Origin of the sequence: Sphingomonas gilva, from assembly GCF_003515075.1 — a bacterium.
GTDB classification, from domain to species: Bacteria; Pseudomonadota; Alphaproteobacteria; order Sphingomonadales; family Sphingomonadaceae; genus Sphingomonas; species Sphingomonas gilva.
This window is the reverse complement of the sequence record NZ_QWLV01000002.1, coordinates 568,657-584,420: the sequence shown is the minus strand read 5'-3', so window position 1 is coordinate 584,420 and position 15,764 is coordinate 568,657. Positions and strand designations below refer to the sequence as shown.

Sequence of the window (15,764 nt, the reverse complement as noted above, 5' to 3'; positions counted from 1 at the left end):
AGCCGGCAATCAGGCCGCAACAGCCGGCGGCTCGATGTCCGACTTCCAGAAATGAACCTTGCCACGGCCGGCTCGTTTGGCGGCGTAGAGCGCCTGGTCGGCGCGTTCGACGAGCAAGTCGGCAGTCCGTGCATCGACCGGTCCGAGGGCAATTCCACAGCTCGCCCCGATAAAGATCGCGTGTTCCTGCGCCGGATACGCCTCCCCGAGCGCCCTGACGATCCGGTGCCCGAGCATCTCCGCCTCACGATAGCTGCGCAGGCCCACCTGAATAACCGCGAACTCGTCGCCGCCCAGGCGCGCGGCGATATCGCCCGCTCTCAATATCTTCCCCAGGCGATCGCCGACCAGCTTCAGCACGGCGTCGCCCGTGGGATGCCCGTAGCGGTCGTTGACTCCCTTGAAGCCGTCAAGATCGATGAGATGAAGCGCGACCAGCTCTTCGGAAGTCTTCGAGGCGTGCAGCAGGGCCTCGAGCTGCTCGAACATCAGGATGCGGTTCGGCAGGGCGGTCAGGGGATCGAGACGCGCAAGGCCGGCGAGTTGCTGCTTGGCGGTGAGCTGGGCGAGAATCGTACGATAGAGATAGGAGACCGATTCGAGGCTGGAAACGCTGTATGTCGCGATCAGCGACGCGACCGCCAGATAGGCAAAGCCCGAGCGGCCGTCCGCCGCATTCGCGGCCACGGTCAGGAATCCCGCCGAGGTCGGGATGGCGGCGAGCATCAGCGCCCCGGCGCAGAATTTCGGCCGCACCGAGGTGCGGGTCACCAGGCCCGCGCAGAAGCCGAATATCTCCGCGATCACCAGCATGTGCGCCAACAGGTCGCCCGTCGTGGTGATGCGGAAGTTAAGCAACCCGAGAAGCGCGGCATATGGCCAGACGACCGCCCGATATCGCCGCTCCCACGTTCGCGCGGGCGCGATCGACAGGCCGCCGGCGCTCATCTCCCGCCTGAACTTTCCGATCATGGCGAAGCGCATGGACAGCAGGGCAAGGATCGTGGCGGTCAGCCCGACGATCACCCAATCGAGCCGTGCCGAAAGCGAGAAGCCCGCCAGCATGATGATGGTCAGAGCCACGATCACGATCGGCAGCTTGCCCGCCATCAGGATCGAGACCATCTCGATATAGCTCGCATTGGGAATGTCGCGGCTTGGACGGAAAAACATGCGGTGGGGAAGCATGGCACGCCTCTTGGACAACGTCTTTCAAACATGGCTGACGAGTGCCGAGGCTGCCACGAGGAGGTTAATATCTGTTCCGAGCGAGGGGCTTGGCCCGGTTTCAGGATGATCCGGCGATCGCCCTAGATGCGGCGGTAGCGGAAATACCAGACCTCGTGCCCCTGGCGGCGCGCCTTGCGTTCGTAGCGGGTTTCCGGCCAATCGTCGGGGCGATCGAGGAAGTCGGCGGCCGTCCGCGCGGTCCACGCGAAATCGCGCCGTTCGCCCATCACCATCATCGCCCAGCGGCAATAGGTCGGATCGTCGGTGCCCAGGCGGAACTCGCATCCGGGCTGGAGCTTCGCCGCGATCAGATCGAGCGGGCCGTGATTGACCATGCGGCGCTTGGCGTGGCGCGCCTTGGGCCAGGGATCAGGGTGAAGCAGATAGACGCGCGACAATGACCGGTCCGGCAGGCGTTCGAGTATGTCGAGCGCGTCGCCCATATGCAGGCGGACATTGGCCAGGCCGCCCTCGCGGATATGCCCCAGCGCGCCGACCACGCCGTTGAGGAAAGGCTCGCAGCCGATGAAGCCGCGATCGGGACGCGCCGCGGCCTGCGCGGCGAGATGCTCGCCCGCGCCGAAGCCGATTTCCAGCTCCAGCGGGCGATCGTCGCCGAACAGGCGCACCGCGTCGAGCGCGCCCGAATCCGGTACGGCGACCCGCGGCAGCAGGTCCTCCACCAGCTGCGCCTGACCGACTCGCAGCTTGTGGCCCTGCCGACGGCCGTAGAGCCGGCGAATCGTCATCGGATCGGTCATGCCAAACGCCTTATAATAGTCCGCTCTGCCATGAAGCTGTCTCGGAACGGTGCGAGTTATGCACGCAGCACCGCAAACCCGTTGCACCGCAGCAAAATGTCGTATTCTTACAATCCAGCCGCAACATTCTGGCCGATAAGGCGAATCTCGTCTCAGCGTCGGAAAGTGGGGGTTCCGCACCTATGACTGCGCATGTTTATATCATTCTCTCGATCATATTGCTGGCCGGCGTCGGCTTCGCGCTGGCGTTGCAGCGCTACCGCAAGGACCGGAAGGACAAGCGCCGGCAACAGATCATCGTCTTCGCCCCGTCCCACCGCGACGACCGCTGACGAATTGCGGCGATCGATCAGACCGCCGCCTTCAGCGCCTCCACGAGATCGGTCTTCTCCCAGGGGAACAGGTCGCCTTCGGGCTTGCGGCCGAAATGGCCATAGGCCGCGGTATGCGCGTAGATCGGCTTGTTGAGGCCGAGATGGGTGCGGATGCCCTTGGGCGTCAGGCGCACCAAGGTCGGCAGCACCTCCTCCAGCTTCGCCTCGGTGACGGCGCCGGTGCCGTGGGTGTCGACATAGAGCGACAGCGGCTCGGCGACGCCGATCGCGTATGACAGCTGGATCGTGCAGCGGCGGGCGAGCCCGGCGGCGACGATGTTCTTGGCGAGATAGCGGCTGACATAGGCGGCCGAGCGATCGACCTTGGTCGGGTCCTTGCCGCTGAACGCGCCGCCGCCGTGCGGCGCCGCGCCGCCATAGGTGTCGACGATGATCTTGCGGCCGGTCAGGCCGGCGTCGCCGTCCGGCCCGCCGATCTCGAAGCATCCCGTCGGGTTGACGTAGATATGCTCGTCCTCGGGCATCCAGCCCTTGGGCAGGACGTCGGCGATCACGCCCTTGACGTAATCGCGCAGCTTTTCGCGGCCCTCGTCATTGTCCATGCCCTCGGCGTGCTGGGTCGAGACGACCACCGCGGTGGCGCGCACCGGCATCTCGTTCTCGTAGGCGAGCGTCACCTGGCTCTTGGCGTCGGGCTCGAGGAAATCGACCTTCTTCGCGTGGCGATCGGCGGCCAGGCGCTCGAGGATCTTGTGCGAATAATAGAGCGTCGCGGGCATCAAGTCGGGCGTCTCGTCGGTCGCGTAGCCGAACATGATGCCCTGGTCGCCCGCGCCCTCGTCCTTGTTGCCCTTTTCGTCCACGCCCTGGGCGATGTGCGCCGACTGGCCGTGCAGCTTGTTGTGGAAGGTGAGGGTGTCCCAGTGGAAGCCCGACTGTTCGTAGCCGATGCGCTTGACCGTCTGGCGGACGGTCTGCTCGATCTCGGCGAGCGCGCCGTTCGCCCATTCGCCATTCTCATAGACGCCCTTGCAGCGGATCTCGCCCGCCAGCACGACCAGCTGGGTGGTGGTCAGCGTCTCGCAGGCGACTCGCGCCTCTGGGTCCTTGGAGAGGAACAGGTCGACGATCGCGTCCGAGATCTGATCGGACACCTTGTCGGGATGGCCTTCGGACACGCTTTCGGACGTGAAGAGGAAGCTGCTGCGCATCGGTACACCTTGGCTGGAAATGCGGCCGCGCATCCGCGCGGGCCTGATATAAAGCTTTCCTTATGTCCCCTAGCGGCGCTTGGGAGCCAGCGCAACGGCCAACAGGATCAGCGCCAGCGCGAAGCCCCAGGCGAGCCAGTTGCCCATCCGCGCGAACAGCGTGGGCCGGGCGGCGGGCGGCAGCGGCGCTTCGATCACGCCCTGCCGCTTGTGCGGCACGCTTGCGAGCAGCCGGCCGTCCGAATCGATCAGCGCGGAGATGCCGGTGGGGGTGGAGCGCAGCACCGGCAACCCCTCCTCGATCGCCCGCAGCCGCGCCTGGGCGAGATGCTGGGGCGGGCCCCAGCTGCCGAACCAGCTGTCGTTCGAGGGGTTGAAGATGAAGGCGGGGCGCCGCGTCGGATCGACCACCTCGCCCGAAAAGACGATCTCGTAGCAGATCTGCATCGCCCCCGCGCCGAAGGGCGGCAGCGCCATGTTGCGCGGGCCCGGTCCGGGGATGAAGTCGAACGATCCGGGCAGCAGGCGCGAAAGGCCGATCGGCTCGAGGATCGCGCGCATCGGCAGGTACTCGCCGTAAGGGACGAGATGCGCCTTGTCGTAGCGATGCTTGAGCTGCCCGTCAGGCCCGAGCGCGAAGATCGCGTTGCGCGCGGCGACCATGTTCTGGTTCTCATCGAAGATCAGCGCATCCGCGCCGGTGATGAGGATGTCGCCTTCGCCCAGCAGCTGCGCCAGCCGGCCGCGCACCTGGCGCGAGGGGGCGAGATCATAGGCGTAGCGCGGATAGCCGTCCTCCAGCAGGTAGCGGATCGCGCCTTCGGGCCAGAGGATCAGCGTCGGGCCGGGGGAGGGGGTGCGCGACAGCCGCTCATAGGTTTCGAGATAGCGGAGCTGCTGGGTGGGCGTGGGATATTGCTTCTGGTCGATATTGGGCTGGACGATCAGGACGCGCGGCGCGTCCGCCGGCGGCGGGGTGGGGCGGACGATGCCGGTCAGGCCGATCGCCGCCAACGCTGCGGCGAGAATCGCGGCGCGCTTGCGGCATTCGGGCGCCGGCAGCAGGAACAGCGCCGTCGCCGCCAGCACCGCGACGCCCGACAGGCCATAGGTGCCGATGAAGCGGCTGGCGCGCGCCAGCTCCAGCACGGGCACGAAGATCGCGCCCAGCGGGTTCCACGGAAAGCCGGTGAAGAGCGTCGCGCGGAGCAGCTCGACGACGATCCACGCCGCGGCGAGGACGATGCCGAAGCGGAGCCGGTCGGACCGGCCGTACCTCCAGGCGAGGCCCGCGGCGATAGCGGGATAGACCGCGAGATAGACCGAGAGCAGGACGGGGGCGATATAGCCCAGCCAGTGCGGCATCGCGTCCTGATAGGTGAACGCCTTCTGGATCCAGTTGAGCCCGAGCGAGAAATGCGCGAGGCCGAACAGCCAGCCGGCGAACAGGGCCTCCTTCAGCGAAGGCGCGCGCCAGATCACGCCCATGAACAGCGCGAAGGCGGCGAGCGTCACCGGCCACAGCGCCAAGGGCTCGAATCCGCAGGCGGAGATCAGGCCAAGGACGAGCGCGGCGATGCGGGGGTGGCGGGTCAGCACGCTGCGCTACTTGGACGGTTGGGAAGCAGCGGACAAGTCCCGTCGCCCCTGCGCAGGCAGGGGCCGCTGGGTTTGTGGCGCACTTGACGCCGTGTATGCCGGCTGCGGCCCCCGCCTTCGCGGGGGCGACGTCATCTGGCGCTCACCCGCCAGATGACGTTGCCGACATCGTCCGCCACCAGCATCGCGCCGGTCCTGTCGCCGATCACGCCGACCGGGCGGCCCATCGCCTCGCCTTCGTCGTTGAGGAAGCCGGTCAGCACGTCGACCGGCTTGGCCCCTTCCGGCGGGAAGCCGTTGGCGGCGAAGGGGACGTAGACCACCTTGTAGCCAGACACCGGCACCCGGTTCCACGATCCGTGCTGGCCGATGAACGCGCCGCTGGCGAAGCGCCCGCCCAGTCGGATGTCGTCGGCGAAGGCGAGGCCCAATGAGGCGGTGTGCGGCCCCAGCGCATAGTCCGGCCGCTTCGAATATTCCTGCAGCGCGGGGTTCGCCGGCTCGACCCGGGCGTCGGGATAGCCGCCCCAATAATACCAGGGCCAGCCGTAATGCGCGCCGAAATCGACCGCCGTCAGATAATCGGGCGGCGTGTCGGAGCCGATCATGTCGCGCTCGTTGACCGTGGTCCAGAGGCGCCCCGATCGCGGCTCCCAGGCCAGGCCGTTGGGATTGCGCAGGCCAGCGGCGAAGATGCGGAAGGTCTTGGCGACGGGATCGACCTCGAGGATCGCGGCGCGGTTGGTCTCCGCCTCCAGCCCGTTCTCGGCGATGTTGGAGGCGGAGCCGACCGTCACATAGAGCCGGCTGCCGTCGGCATTGGCGATGACGTTGCGCGTCCAGTGATTGCCGCCGCCCGGCAGGTCGATGACCTTTTCGGGGGTCGCGGTGATCCTGGTCTGGCCGGGCGTGAAGGGCACCCGAACGAGCGCATTGTGGTTGCCGATGTAGAGATAGCCGCCGGTCACCGCCATGCCGAAGGGCGAGGCGAGATTGTCGATCAGCACGCTGCGCGCCTCGGCCGTGCCGTCGCCGTCGGCGTCGCGCAGCAAGGTGATGCGGTTCGCCGAGGGAACGCCCGCGCCGGCCTTCCCCATCAGCTTGCCCATCACCCAATCGGCGATGCCCTTCACCTCGCGCGGCGGCGAATTGGTTTCCGCCACCAGCACGTCGCCATTGTCGAGCAACGTCATCCAGCGCGGATGGTCGAGCCCGCGGGCGAAGGCATTGACCTTCAGCCCCTCGGCCGCCCTGGGCGTCGCGCCGTCAGGCCAGCCGACCGCATCGGCGACCGAGACGGTAGGGATGATCTCCTTGCGCGGCGCGGTGATCTCCGGCCGGACGCCGCTGACCGCGGCGACCGACAGCTCCGCCCGGTCCGGCCTGGACAGGAAGAACAGCGCGACGGCCGCGATGACGACGAAGATCAGGACGAGGCGGAGAATATGTTTGCGCATATCTTCAATCTAGGGGGCGATGCCGCGGAGCGCAAAAGACAAACGACACTCGTCGCCCCTGCCCTTCGACTGCCTGCAGGCAGGCGCTCAGGATAAACTTCAGCCTGCGGCTGAAGGCAGGGGCCGCCGGGCTTGTGGCACATCCCGTGTTGCGTTTGCCGACTGCGGCCCCCGCCTGCGCAGGGGCGACGGTTATTCATCCTGCGGGATCGCCTTCTTGGGCGGATGCAGGCGGACGCGTTCGACGCGGCGGTCGTCTGCGGCGACGATCTCGATCGTCCAGCCGCTGTCATGGGCGATGCACTCGCCGACCTCTGGCACGCGCTCGGCGAGCACCACGGCGAGCCCGCCGATCGTGTCGATATCCTCCTCCGCCTCGGCCAGGCGGGGGTCGATCAGCTCGGCGACATCCTCCAGCTCGGCGCGCGCGTCGGCTTCCCAGGCGCCGCCGCCGTCCAATGGGACGATCAGGTCCTCGGGCGCCTCGTCATGCTCGTCCTCGATATCGCCGACGATCTCCTCGACCAGGTCCTCGATGGTGATGACCCCTTCGGTCCCCGAATATTCGTCGAGCACGATGGCGAGGTGGGTGCGCTTGGTGCGCATCTCGGCGAGCAGATCGAGCACGCCCATCGACTGGGGCACATAGAGCGGCTCACGCACGAAGCTGTCGATGCTGTCGGGCGCCGGCTCGCCCGAGGCCATATGGGCGAACACGTCCTTCACGTGGATCATGCCGATGACGGTGTCGAGGCTGTCCTGATAGACGGGCAGACGGCTGTGGCCGCATTCGGCGAACAGCGCGACCAGCTCGGCGAAGCTCGCCGTCTCGGGGATCGCGATGATGTCCGCGCGCGGCACGCCGACATCGCCCGCGTCGCGCTCGCCGAAATGCAGCAGGTTCTTGAGCATCTGCCGCTCGAGCGGGGTAAGGTCGCCATTGCCCGGGCGGGCGAGGTCGTCCTCATGCTCGTCCAGCGCCTCCTCTATCTCCTCGCGGAGGGTCGGCTCATGCTCCTCGCCGAACAGCAGGTTGCGCAGGCCGGTCCACAATCGGCCTCCTTCGGTATTGTCCTGGGAGCTTCTACTGGAACCCTCTGGCATGGCGGCGGTCAGTCCTCGCGAATTTCGTAGGGGTCGTCGATGTCGAGCGAGGCGAGAATCGCGCGTTCGAGCGCTTCCATCGCCTCGGCCTCGGAATCCCCCATATGATCGAACCCTAGCAAATGCAGCGTCCCGTGGACAATCAGGTGCGTGGCGTGATCGGCGAAGGCGACGCCCTTCTCCTCCGCTTCGCGCGCGCAGGTCTCGCGGGCGAGGACGATATCGCCCAACAGCACCTCGCCATCGTCCGAATTGCTCATCGCCTCCAGCAGGTCGGGCTGCACCATCGGGAAGCTAAGGACATTGGTCGGCTTGTCCTTGTGCCGGTACTGCCGATTGAGCGCCTGCACCTCGGCATCGCCCGTCAGCCGCACCGACACCTCGATGATGAGCGACCGCGTGAGCCAGCCGTCACTCTGCGGCGCCTGCCGAATGGCTTCGGCGACGGCGGTCTGGGCGATCTCCTCCCAGTCGGCTTCGGGCCAGCCGGCTTCCCGCTGGACGGCGACTTCAAGCATTGTCGGACCAGGCGAGATCGGTGAGATCGAAATCCTTGCCTTTGTAGAGTAGGCGGGCGTGATTCGCCTTGGCGCAGGCGTAGGCGAAGCAATCGCCCATGTTCAAACCAGCCCGGTCCACACCCTTGCCATAGCGGGCGAAAGCATCGATCGCGATCAAGGTCTCACGCTCCTGAATGGCAACCATGCCGAAACTGCTTCCCGCAACATAGCCGCGCACCGCCTCCGCGGCATCCTCAATGGATGTCCTGCCGCGTCGAGCGACCGCAATCGTTGCCTCCCAGATCGCGATGGCTGACGTTAAGCGTTGATCGTCCTCGGCAATCCGACCGGCATAGATTGCCGCGTCCTCTTCTTCGGCGATCACGGCGACGATGGCCGATGCGTCAATGAAAAGAGTCACAGATCGGCATCGCCGCTGAGCCAATCATAAAACGCCTTATCGGCTGGCGGGCCCTTCATGCCAGGGAGCGGAGTGCGCTTGCGCCAATCCTCCAGCCAATCAAGATATGCCTGTCCCGTCAGAGGCTTGGAGAGCTCCGCCTTGCGCTTTTCAAGTGCCTCCCGGACAACCTCGGTCTTGGACCGGTTCAACAGCGCCGCCAGCTCATTGGCCAATGCCGCCGTTCGAGGATCCTTTATATAGAGCGATGCCATTACGCGCCTCCACCCTGGATATACTAGCGGATATCCCAACCTTCAAGCATTGTCCCCCTCATAGGCCTCGACGATGCGCCCCACCACCGGGTGGCGGACGACGTCGGAGGTCATGAAGCGGACGGTCGCGATGCCTTCGATCCCTTCCAGCCGGCGGACGGCGTCGGCCAGGCCGGAGGACTCGACCCCGCCGGGCAGATCGACCTGCTTCGGATCGCCGCACACCACCATGCGGCTGTTCTGGCCGAAGCGGGTGAGGAACATCTTCATCTGCGCGGGCGAAGTATTCTGCGCCTCGTCGAGGATGATGAAGGCGTCGGACAAGGTGCGGCCGCGCATGAAGGCGATCGGCGCGATCTCGATCTCGCCCGACAGGATGCGGCGTTCGACCTGCTCGGTCGGCAGCATGTCATAGAGCGCGTCGTACAAGGGACGGAGATAGGGATCGACCTTCTCCTTCATGTCGCCGGGCAGGAAGCCCAGCCGCTCGCCCGCCTCGACCGCGGGGCGCGACAGGATCAGGCGCTGGACGGTGCCCTGGATCAGCTGCTGCACCGCCTGCGCCACGGCGAGATAGGTCTTGCCGGTGCCCGCCGGGCCCAGCGCGAAGATCACGTCGTTGCTGCCCAGCGCATGCATATATTCGATCTGCGTGCGCGTGCGGGGGACGATCGTCTTCTTGCGCGTGCGGATCATCACCGGCGGCGGCGCGGAGACGTCGGTGCGGATGATGCCGTCGAGCGTGGGCTCCGCCGACATGGCGATGACGCCTTCGACCACGCCGGCATCCACCTCCTCGCCGCGGACGATGCGGTTGTAGAGACCGGTCAGCACGTCGCGCGCGCGGCCCGCCGCCTCCGCCTCGCCCTCGATCACGATCTTGTTGCCGCGCGCGCCGACATAGACGCCCAGGCGATTCTCGATCGCGATCAGGTTGCGGTCATATTCGCCGAACAGCTGGCCGAGCAGCTGGGGCCGGTCGAAGATGACCTCCAGCCGGGCGCGGTCGCCGGCCTGGGCGGGAACGGGTTTGCGGCTCATGCGGCTCCTTGCTGATGGTCAAAAGTCACGAAAGTCACGCCACGTCGGCGTGGGCTCGCGACGAAGTTCAGTGTCTTCAGTGTCCGGCGCATGTCGCGCGATCCCGGTGAACGGCCGCTGAGGCGCGCGGTTCCGGAAACGGTGAGGCAAGACTGCATCGCGCGCGAGTTTGGCAGAGCGCGCGCATGTAGGACAGGGGGGAATTGCGGGATGCGCGATTGGTGGAGGGGTGTGGCGTTTTTGCCGAGGGGTATCATGATGCGGAGAGGTCAACCCACCCCCGGCCCCTCCCTGTCCAGGGAGGGGAGAAGGTAAGGTCGCGCCACTGTTACTCCCCTCCCTGGAAGGGAGGGGCTGGGGGTGGGTGGCGCGCGATAGCGCGCTGCGATAGGCTTGCGACATGAAGCGGGTTCCTGCCCACATGACCGCCAATGCCCGCGCGCTTCGCAACGCTCCGACCGAAGCGGAACGCCTGATCTGGCGGCGGTTGTCGCGATTCCGACCCAAGTTCACGCGCCAGCTGTCGGTCGGGCCGTATATTGTCGACCTCGCCAATCGCGAGGCGAGGCTGGCGGTTGAGTTCGACGGCAGTCAGCATCTGGAGGCGGGGGATTACGATGCGCAGAGGACGGCGTTTCTGGAAGGACAGGGGTGGACCGTGATCCGGTTCTGGAACGGCGATGTGTATGAGAATCCAGATGGTGTTGGTGAGGCGATCCTTCAGAAGGCCGCCGAGTGCCTCGGCGGGACCCACCCCCATCCCCTCCCTTTCAGGGAGGGGAGGAAGAGAGTGCCGAGGTCTCGTTCAGCCACTCCCCTCCCTGGCAAGGGAGGGGCTGGGGGTGGGTCGGCCACGGGCGGTTAGCTAGCGGCTCCCGCCAGCGAATTCGGCCCCCCGCTCACCACCTCCACCTCGACCACATCGCCGATCGCGGCTTCGGTCATCAGGTGGACCGATTGCAGCCAAGGCGACTTGCCGAGCATCTGGCCGGGGAGCTTGCCCTTGCGCTCGATCAGGACGCTGCACCGCTTGCCGACCGTCGCCAGGTTGAACGCCTCCTGATCGCGGTTGAGCGCGGCCTGCAGGCGCTGGAGGCGCTCGTCCATCACCTCCGGGGCGATCTGATCGGGCATGGTCGCGGCGGGGGTGCCGGGGCGGGGGCTGTATTTGAAGCTGTACGCCTGGGCGTAGCCGATTTCGTCCACCAGGCTGAGGGTCTCGGCGAAATCGGCCTCGGTCTCACCGGGGAAGCCGACGATGAAATCGCCGGACAGCGCAATGTCCGGGCGGGCCTCGCGCACCTTGTCCAGCACGCGAAGGTAGCTGTCGCGGGTGTGGCTGCGGTTCATCGCCTTCAGGATGCGGCTGCTGCCCGACTGCACGGGGAGGTGGAGATAGGGCATCAATTTCCCGACGTCGCGATGCGCGTCGATCAGGCCCTCGGTCATGTCGTTGGGATGGCTGGTGGTGTAGCGGATGCGCTGCAGGCCGGGGATGCGATCGAGCGCGCGGATCAGCGAGTCGAGGCCGCGACCATCGCCATCTTCCCACGCATTGACGTTCTGGCCGAGCAGCGTGAGCTCCTTCGCCCCGGCATCGACCAGCGCCTCCGCTTCGTCGACGATCGCGGCGAAGGCGCGGCTGACCTCCGCGCCGCGGGTATAGGGGACGACGCAATAGGTGCAGAATTTGTCGCAGCCCTCCTGCACCGTGAGGAAGGCCGAGGGCGGCACGCGGCGGCGCGCTGGGAGGTGGCCGAACTTGGAGAGCACCGGCATGTCGGTGTCGAGCGCCGCCTCGCCGCGGGCGGCCTTCGCCAGCAGATCGGGCAGGTTGTGATAGGCCTGCGGGCCGACCACGACATCGACCTTGGCGCGGCGGACGATCTCCTCGCCTTCGGCCTGCGCGACGCAGCCGGCCACCGCGATCATCGGCTTGCGCCCGTCCTTTCTCAGGCGGCCGATGTCCGAATAGACCTTCTCGGTCGCCTTTTCGCGGATGTGGCAGGTGTTGAGGACGACGACGTCGGCCTCGTTCGCATCGGCCGCGGTCATGCCCTGCGCGGCGAGCAGCTCGGCCATGCGATCGCCGTCATAGACGTTCATCTGGCAGCCGAAGGACTTGACCGCGTAGGTCTTGGGATTGGGGGACATGGCCGCGCCTATAATGCGGTCGCGCGGCTGCGTCATCACTCTCCGGGAGGCACCATCCCCATCGCCCTCTCGATCCGGCGTCTCGCCTCGGCGGCGATCGCCTTGCGGCCGGGGAAGGCGGCGGGGTCGAAGGGCTCGAGGAAGTGGAGCCGCACGGGAAAGCCGCCCGGGCGGGCGAGGATGCGCAGCGCGTTGTCCTTGCCATGCTCGTCGCCGACCCAGGCGATCTCCGTCGCGTTCGGGCCATAGTCGATCCACACCGGCTGGACCATCACGCCCGGCGGCGGCGGATCGAGCACCGCGAGCAGGGGGGCCTTGAACGGCAGCAACGTCCGTCCGTCGGTGGTCGTCCCTTCGGGAAAGATGGCGAGGCTCCAGCCCTCGGCGAGCGCGGCGCGGACCTTGGCGATCTGATCGGCGATGCCCATCCGGTCGGTGCGCGAGACGAACACCGTGTTGTTGAGCCCGCACAGCCAGCCGATCAGCGGCACGCCCTCGAGATTGTCCTTGGCGATGAAGGCGGTGCCGCTCGCGCCGGCGAGCAGCGGGATGTCGAGCCAGCTTTGATGGTTGGCGACGAAGAATACGTCGCGGCGAAGCGGACGGCCGATGCTGATACGGCGCGCGCCGGCGATCCGGCCGATCGCCCCGAGGAACAGGCGTGGCCAGGGAGAGGGGAGGCGGAACAGCCGCCACAGACCGTGCAGCGGCACCGCGACCAGGACGGCGAGGATGAAGCCGGCGATGCGGGCGGCGGCCCGAAGCGTGCCTGACGGGGCAGACATTCAGTGTCGTGCGTTCGATAGTCCCAGCCACCGCGTCACCCCGGACTTGTTCCGGGGTCCATCGTGCGGCGGGGGATCGGTTTGAAGATGTGAGCACTGCGCCTGCGGCACGATGGACCCCGGAACAAGTCCGGGGTGACGGTATTGGGAGACCATTGGTCCCCAAAAGACGTGCGCGCCTATGCGGCTATTCCTTGCGGCTGAGCGAGACGCCGTAGAGCTCCATGCGGTGATCGACCAGGCGATAGCCCAGCTTTTCCGCGATCTGCTTCTGCAGCTGTTCGAGCTCGGGATCGACGAACTCGACGACCTTGCCGGTCTCGACGTCGATCAGGTGATCGTGATGCGCCTCGGGCGCGGGTTCGTAGCGCGCGCGGCCGTCGCCGAAATCGTGGCGGTCGAGGATGCCGGCCTCCTCGAACAGGCGCACCGTGCGATAGACGGTGGCGATCGAGATGCCCGGATCGATGGCGGAGGCGCGGGCATAGACCTTTTCCACATCGGGATGGTCGTCCGCATCCGACAGCACGCGCGCGATGACCTTGCGCTGTTCGGTGATGCGCAGGCCCTTTTCGTGGCAGAGTGCTTCGAGATCGATCTTGCGGCCCATATTGTCAGACGGTCCCTTCCTTTGGGACGATGTAGCGTCTCGGGCGCGCGGGGAGAAGCCCCTCCCGCGAGGGGAGGGGCCTCAGCGGTCTCAGCGCGACTTGCGACGCTTGGTTCCGAGGCCGATCTTCTTGGCGAGCGAGCGCCGCTGTTCGGCATAGTTGGGCGCGACCATCGGATAGTCGGCGGGCAGGTTCCATTTGGCGCGGTATTGCTCGGGCGTCATCTGATAGTGCGTCATCAGGTGGCGCTTCAGCATCTTGAGCTTCTTGCCGTCTTCAAGGCACACGATGTAATCGGGCTTGATCGACGCGCGGATCGATACCGCCGGCTCCTGCTTCACCTCCGGTTCGGGCGCGCGGCCGCCCAGCCCGGAAAGCGCGCCGTGAACATTGGCGATGATCAGCGGCAGATCGGAGACCGCCACGCTGTTGTTGCTGACATGAGCCGCAACGATGTCGGCGGTAAGCGTGACAAGAGTCTCACGCAGATCGTTATCTTCATTCATGTAATTATAGTCCTGACCCGTTTCAGCCGCGATCCTTTTCGCGCGGCCCGGGCGCTTATAAGCATATTTTCACTGATCGGCGCAAGGCGACAATAATGAAAAAGCGACTGTATCAGATCAACGCGCGACGAAATGTCCGCGCATCGAACACTTGCCCCTTATTTCCGCGATAGTATTCGCGGCGTTCACCGACGTTCGCGAAACCGTTGCGCGTGTATAGCCGTTCGGCGCTGTTGCCGCGGCGAACCTCGAGGAACATCGTCTCCGCGCCATCGGCGCGCGCATCGTCCATCGCCGCGCGCAACAAGGCGTTGGCGACGCCCTGATCGCGAAAATCCGGATGGGTGGCGAGCAGCATCAGCTCGGTCTCGTCGGCGACGGTGCGGGTGAGCGCGAAGCCGGCGGGCGCCCGCGCGACATAGGCGACGGAGAGCCGCGCCGCGCCGCCCATCAGCATGCCGGCGAGCTGCGATTCGCTCCACGCCTCGCCATATTGCGGATCGAATGCGGCCGTCATGACCGACATGACCTGCGGCAGATCGTCGCGCGTCGCGCGGCGGATGTCGATCACGGCGCGAGCGGTCGCCATCAGGCGGGCGCCTTCGCGTCTGGCGCGCGGCCATAGATCGGGCTGGGCGGCAGGGCGGAGAAGGGGGCGGGCAGCCGCAACGCGGCGCGCGCATCGGGCAACGCCGGCAGCGCTTCCTCGACCGTGCCGAACAGCGCGCGCGCGCCGATCGCCGCGCGGGCGGCGTCGGGGGTGAGCGAGGCGAGTTCGGTCGCGATGGCGAAGGGCTCCGCGGTGAAGCACTGAACGAACCACTCGCCATGCCCCCCGGTCAAGGCCACGGCAAGCTCGGCGAGCGACGGATCGGCGGCAAGGGCCTGCGCGGCGATCAGCGCGGTGCTGCTGTAGCCGGCGACCTGCCCGCCCCAGCCGAAGCCGAGCGCGCGCGCCGCGGCGAGGCCGACGCGCACCCCGGTGAAGCTGCCGGGCCCGCAATCGACCAGCACGCGGTCCGCCCGGCCGGACGCGGGCAGATCGGCGATCATCGGCAGCAGGCGCTCGGCATGGCCGCGCCCGACCACCTCATGCGCATGGGCGACCAGTTCGCCGCCGTCGAACAGCGCGACCGAGCAGGCGGCGGTGGCGGTATCGATGGCGAGCGTGCGCAACGGTGCGGATGATCCGATCAGATCGCGCGGACTTCGGTGACTTCAGGCACGTAATATTTGAGCAGCGATTCGATGCCCTGCTTCAGGGTCGCGGTGGACGACGGGCAGCCCGAGCAGGCGCCCTGCATCTTCAGGAACACCTTGCCCTTGTCGAAGCCGCGATAGACGATGTCGCCGCCGTCATTGGCGACCGCGGGGCGCACGCGCGTCTCGATCAGTTCCCTGATCTGCGCGACGATGTCCGCGTCGGCCGGATCGTCGGTGAAGCTTTCCTCCTCGGGCGGCACGCTGATGCCGCCGGCGCTGCCGGGGCGGAACAGCGGCATCGCGGCCGAGAAGTGATCGAGCAGGATGGCGAGCACGTCGGGCTTCAATTGCGCCCATTCGACGCCCGGCGCGGCCGTGACCGAAACGAAATCGCGGCCGAAGAACACGCCCTCGACATCGCCCAGGCCGAACAGCGCATCGGCCAAGGGCGAGATTTCCGCCTCTTCAGGGGTGGCGAAATCGCGCGTGCCGCCGTCCATCACGATCCTGCCGGGCAGGAACTTGATGGTGGCCGGATTGGGCGTCGCTTCGGTCTCGATGAGCATGCCCGCGATGTGGGCCGTGCGGCGGC

19 protein-coding genes are annotated in these 15,764 nt (G+C 66.8%); 2 read left to right on the top strand and 17 right to left on the bottom strand.

Going from position 1 to position 15,764, the window contains the following annotated elements:
* Nucleotides 1-9: 9 nt before the first annotated feature.
* Both D1610_RS07420 and trmB read right to left on the bottom strand, forming a co-directional pair.
* The gene (locus tag D1610_RS07420) at nt 10-1,188 is read right to left on the bottom strand and encodes a GGDEF domain-containing protein (RefSeq protein WP_118863480.1); all 1,179 of its coding nucleotides are present in this window, start codon (nt 1,186-1,188) and stop codon (nt 10-12) included.
* 122 nt (nt 1,189-1,310) lie between these two features.
* Nucleotides 1,311-1,991: a tRNA (guanosine(46)-N7)-methyltransferase TrmB gene (trmB, locus tag D1610_RS07415; RefSeq protein ID WP_118863479.1), complete on the bottom strand. Its 681-nt coding sequence runs from the start codon at nt 1,989-1,991 to the stop codon at nt 1,311-1,313.
* 182 nt (nt 1,992-2,173) lie between these two features.
* Between trmB and D1610_RS17025 the strand changes: the two genes are divergently transcribed.
* The gene (locus tag D1610_RS17025; RefSeq protein ID WP_182466734.1) at nt 2,174-2,323 is read left to right on the top strand and encodes a hypothetical protein; all 150 of its coding nucleotides are present in this window, start codon (nt 2,174-2,176) and stop codon (nt 2,321-2,323) included.
* Nucleotides 2,324-2,340: 17 nt separating this feature from the next.
* On the opposite strand, the gene metK is transcribed toward D1610_RS17025, so the two are convergent.
* The 8 genes from metK to D1610_RS07375 form a co-directional block, all read right to left on the bottom strand.
* Complete coding sequence (metK, locus tag D1610_RS07410; RefSeq protein ID WP_118863478.1) at nt 2,341-3,537, bottom strand: methionine adenosyltransferase; 1,197 nt, start codon at nt 3,535-3,537, stop codon at nt 2,341-2,343.
* Between the two features lie 69 nt (nt 3,538-3,606).
* Nucleotides 3,607-5,136, bottom strand: a complete 1,530-nt coding sequence (gene lnt / locus D1610_RS07405; protein ID WP_342768323.1) for an apolipoprotein N-acyltransferase — start codon at nt 5,134-5,136, stop codon at nt 3,607-3,609.
* A gap of 131 nt (nt 5,137-5,267) precedes the next feature.
* Nucleotides 5,268-6,593, bottom strand: a complete 1,326-nt coding sequence (locus D1610_RS07400) for a PQQ-dependent sugar dehydrogenase (protein ID WP_118863477.1) — start codon at nt 6,591-6,593, stop codon at nt 5,268-5,270.
* A 192-nt stretch (nt 6,594-6,785) separates the two neighbouring features.
* A complete protein-coding gene (locus tag D1610_RS07395) occupies nt 6,786-7,697 on the bottom strand; it encodes a hemolysin family protein (RefSeq protein WP_118863476.1) in 912 nt (303 codons plus the stop codon).
* 8 nt (nt 7,698-7,705) lie between these two features.
* The gene (gene ybeY / locus D1610_RS07390; protein ID WP_118863475.1) at nt 7,706-8,215 is read right to left on the bottom strand and encodes an rRNA maturation RNase YbeY; all 510 of its coding nucleotides are present in this window, start codon (nt 8,213-8,215) and stop codon (nt 7,706-7,708) included.
* On the bottom strand, nt 8,208-8,618 hold the full coding sequence (locus tag D1610_RS07385) for a type II toxin-antitoxin system VapC family toxin (RefSeq protein ID WP_118863474.1): 411 nt from the start codon (nt 8,616-8,618) through the stop codon (nt 8,208-8,210). Before D1610_RS07385 ends, ybeY begins: the two co-directional genes overlap by 8 nt.
* Nucleotides 8,615-8,872, bottom strand: coding sequence for a type II toxin-antitoxin system VapB family antitoxin (locus D1610_RS07380; RefSeq protein ID WP_118863473.1), 258 nt, complete (start codon nt 8,870-8,872; stop codon nt 8,615-8,617). The genes D1610_RS07385 and D1610_RS07380 overlap by 4 nt, the downstream gene beginning before the upstream one ends.
* Nucleotides 8,873-8,914: 42 nt before the next feature.
* Complete coding sequence (locus D1610_RS07375; RefSeq protein ID WP_118863472.1) at nt 8,915-9,913, bottom strand: PhoH family protein; 999 nt, start codon at nt 9,911-9,913, stop codon at nt 8,915-8,917.
* Between the two features lie 400 nt (nt 9,914-10,313).
* Here D1610_RS07375 and D1610_RS07370 point away from each other — a divergent pair, with 400 nt between their 5' ends.
* Nucleotides 10,314-10,778: an endonuclease domain-containing protein gene (locus D1610_RS07370; RefSeq protein ID WP_118863471.1), complete on the top strand. Its 465-nt coding sequence runs from the start codon at nt 10,314-10,316 to the stop codon at nt 10,776-10,778.
* On the opposite strand, the gene miaB is transcribed toward D1610_RS07370, so the two are convergent.
* The 7 genes from miaB to D1610_RS07335 form a co-directional block, all read right to left on the bottom strand.
* The gene (gene miaB, locus D1610_RS07365) at nt 10,775-12,079 is read right to left on the bottom strand and encodes a tRNA (N6-isopentenyl adenosine(37)-C2)-methylthiotransferase MiaB (RefSeq protein ID WP_182466762.1); all 1,305 of its coding nucleotides are present in this window, start codon (nt 12,077-12,079) and stop codon (nt 10,775-10,777) included. The two genes, D1610_RS07370 and miaB, sit on opposite strands and share 4 nt — an antisense overlap.
* Nucleotides 12,080-12,102: 23 nt before the next feature.
* On the bottom strand, nt 12,103-12,852 hold the full coding sequence (locus D1610_RS07360; RefSeq protein ID WP_118863470.1) for a lysophospholipid acyltransferase family protein: 750 nt from the start codon (nt 12,850-12,852) through the stop codon (nt 12,103-12,105).
* Between the two features lie 187 nt (nt 12,853-13,039).
* Nucleotides 13,040-13,462: a Fur family transcriptional regulator gene (locus D1610_RS07355; protein ID WP_118863469.1), complete on the bottom strand. Its 423-nt coding sequence runs from the start codon at nt 13,460-13,462 to the stop codon at nt 13,040-13,042.
* A gap of 90 nt (nt 13,463-13,552) precedes the next feature.
* Nucleotides 13,553-13,969: a Ros/MucR family transcriptional regulator gene (locus D1610_RS07350; RefSeq protein ID WP_118863468.1), complete on the bottom strand. Its 417-nt coding sequence runs from the start codon at nt 13,967-13,969 to the stop codon at nt 13,553-13,555.
* A 112-nt stretch (nt 13,970-14,081) separates the two neighbouring features.
* A complete protein-coding gene (locus D1610_RS07345) occupies nt 14,082-14,558 on the bottom strand; it encodes a GNAT family N-acetyltransferase (protein ID WP_118863467.1) in 477 nt (158 codons plus the stop codon).
* Nucleotides 14,558-15,145 carry a tRNA (adenosine(37)-N6)-threonylcarbamoyltransferase complex dimerization subunit type 1 TsaB gene (gene tsaB / locus D1610_RS07340; protein WP_118863466.1) on the bottom strand — a complete coding sequence of 196 codons (588 nt, stop codon included), beginning with the start codon at nt 15,143-15,145 and terminating at the stop codon, nt 14,558-14,560. Before tsaB ends, D1610_RS07345 begins: the two co-directional genes overlap by 1 nt.
* Before the next feature lie 17 nt (nt 15,146-15,162).
* Nucleotides 15,163-15,738 carry a NifU family protein gene (locus tag D1610_RS07335; protein WP_118863465.1) on the bottom strand — a complete coding sequence of 192 codons (576 nt, stop codon included), beginning with the start codon at nt 15,736-15,738 and terminating at the stop codon, nt 15,163-15,165.
* Nucleotides 15,739-15,764: the final 26 nt, after the last annotated feature.